The sequence below is a fragment of the Arthrobacter sp. 05T47 genome (assembly GCF_056395825.1).
This window is the reverse complement of the sequence record NZ_JBFTKG010000131.1, coordinates 1-1,600: the sequence shown is the minus strand read 5'-3', so window position 1 is coordinate 1,600 and position 1,600 is coordinate 1. Positions and strand designations below refer to the sequence as shown.

At 63.7% G+C, this 1,600-nt stretch carries 3 protein-coding genes; all 3 read right to left on the bottom strand.

The annotated features are described in order from the left end of the window. Window positions 1-823, bottom strand: an 823-nt coding sequence (locus AC1DEY_RS23265) for an MFS transporter (RefSeq protein ID WP_476870062.1), incomplete at its 3' end; no start/stop codon positions are given. A gap of 39 nt (window positions 824-862) precedes the next feature. Next, window positions 863-1,324 (bottom strand): RpiB/LacA/LacB family sugar-phosphate isomerase, encoded by a 462-nt coding sequence (locus tag AC1DEY_RS23260; RefSeq protein ID WP_476870061.1) that lies wholly within the window; start codon window positions 1,322-1,324, stop codon window positions 863-865. Beyond that, on the bottom strand, window positions 1,321-1,600 hold a 280-nt coding region (locus AC1DEY_RS23255), incomplete at its 5' end, for a PfkB family carbohydrate kinase (RefSeq protein ID WP_476870060.1). The genes AC1DEY_RS23255 and AC1DEY_RS23260, both read right to left, overlap by 4 nt.

Here is a 1,600-nt window from a genome sequence, read left to right as displayed (position 1 = left end):
TGTCGGGGAAGCGCTGGGAAAGGTAGCTGAGCAGGAAGGTGGCCGTCGAGTAATAGGCAAACGATTCCACCATGCGCAGGGCGATCACGCGGAGGATGCTGCGCCAGTCGCGACGAAGGGTGGTGAGGAACGGATTCTTTTCGATCTGTCCCTCCGCCTTGGCCGCCTCGAATTCGGGCGACTCCGACAACCGTGAACGCACGATCAGGGCAACGACGACGAGGACGGCACTGAAGAGGAACGGCACACGCCAAGCCCAGTCCCCYTCAAGGTGCGCGCAGATGAGGAACATGGCGCTGCAGAGTGCGATGCCGAGAGGGTTTCCGGCCTGGGGAATAGCGGCGTACATGCCACRGCGGTTCCATGGCGCATGCTCATATGTCATCGTGATGGCACCGCCCCATTCGGCTCCAAACGCGAGGCCCTGGATCATCCGGATGATGACCAAGAGCACCGGTGCAGTGACACCGACCTGGGCGTAGGTGGGCAGGAGCCCGATGAGGCAGGTTGCGCCTCCCATCACCAGCATCGCGCCGACGAGAACCGGCTTGCGCCCGAACTTGTCGGCGAGGTAACCGCCCACTGCGCCGCCGAGGGGGCGCATGAGGAAGCCCACCGCGAGTGTGGCGAAGGCGAGGAGCGTGCCGATGAAACGGTCGCTTTGGGGAAAGAAGGCGGCGCTGAAATACAGTGCGGAGGCGGTGCCATAGGCAATGAAGTCGTAGTTCTCTACGCTCGTCCCCAGGGCGGCGGCGAATGCCGTCTTGTTGCGGTCTTTCGAGCCGAGCGCAGATTTCTGCGTAATCGGGGTTGTTGTCGTCACGGGTGGATCTCCTTTGATCTGTGGTGGGGGAGCCTGTGTTTAGCCGGCGAATGCTGGCCGGAGATTGTCGAGGGCGTTCAACTTTTCAACGCGGCGGCGGGTGTCGGTGTCGTCGTCGAATGTTGCGGTGAGGAACTGTTCCACGATGTCGTCGATGAAGGCGGGCGGAACCAGCCAGGCGCCCAAGGCAAGGGCATTCGCGTCGTCGTGTTCGACCATTTGATGGGCGGAGTATGACTCGTTGGCAAGGCCACACCGGATGCCGGGAATCTTGTTGGCTGCCATGATGGCGCCGGCACCCGTTCCGCACACCAGGACTGCGCGGTCCGCGCTGCCGTCAAGCACGGGCGCGCAGGTCTCCTGAGTCACGTCGGGGAAATCCACGGGCTCCGTGCTGGTGGCGCCTCGTTCGATCACGGTGTGGCCGAGTCGCTCGATGGCATCGATCACGCGCTGTTTGACGGGAAACCCGGCATGGTCTGCTCCTACGGCAACGATCATGCTGGTGTCCTTTCGGTGGGGGCGACCGTCAAAGGCACGACGTCGCCGAGGTGGGGGATGGATGAGGATGCTCCGACTTGGGTGACGGCGAGAGCCCCGGCAGCGGCCGCGAGGCGTAGCCGTTCCTCGATAGGGAGTCCGGCGTGCGCGGCAAGATAGCCGACGACGGTGTCACCAGCAGCGGTCGTATCGACAGCTCGCACTTTTGGGGCAGGGACGGTGCCTGACAGCCCGTCTGCGAAGAAGATCGCCCCGTCAGAGCCGAGGGTGCAGATG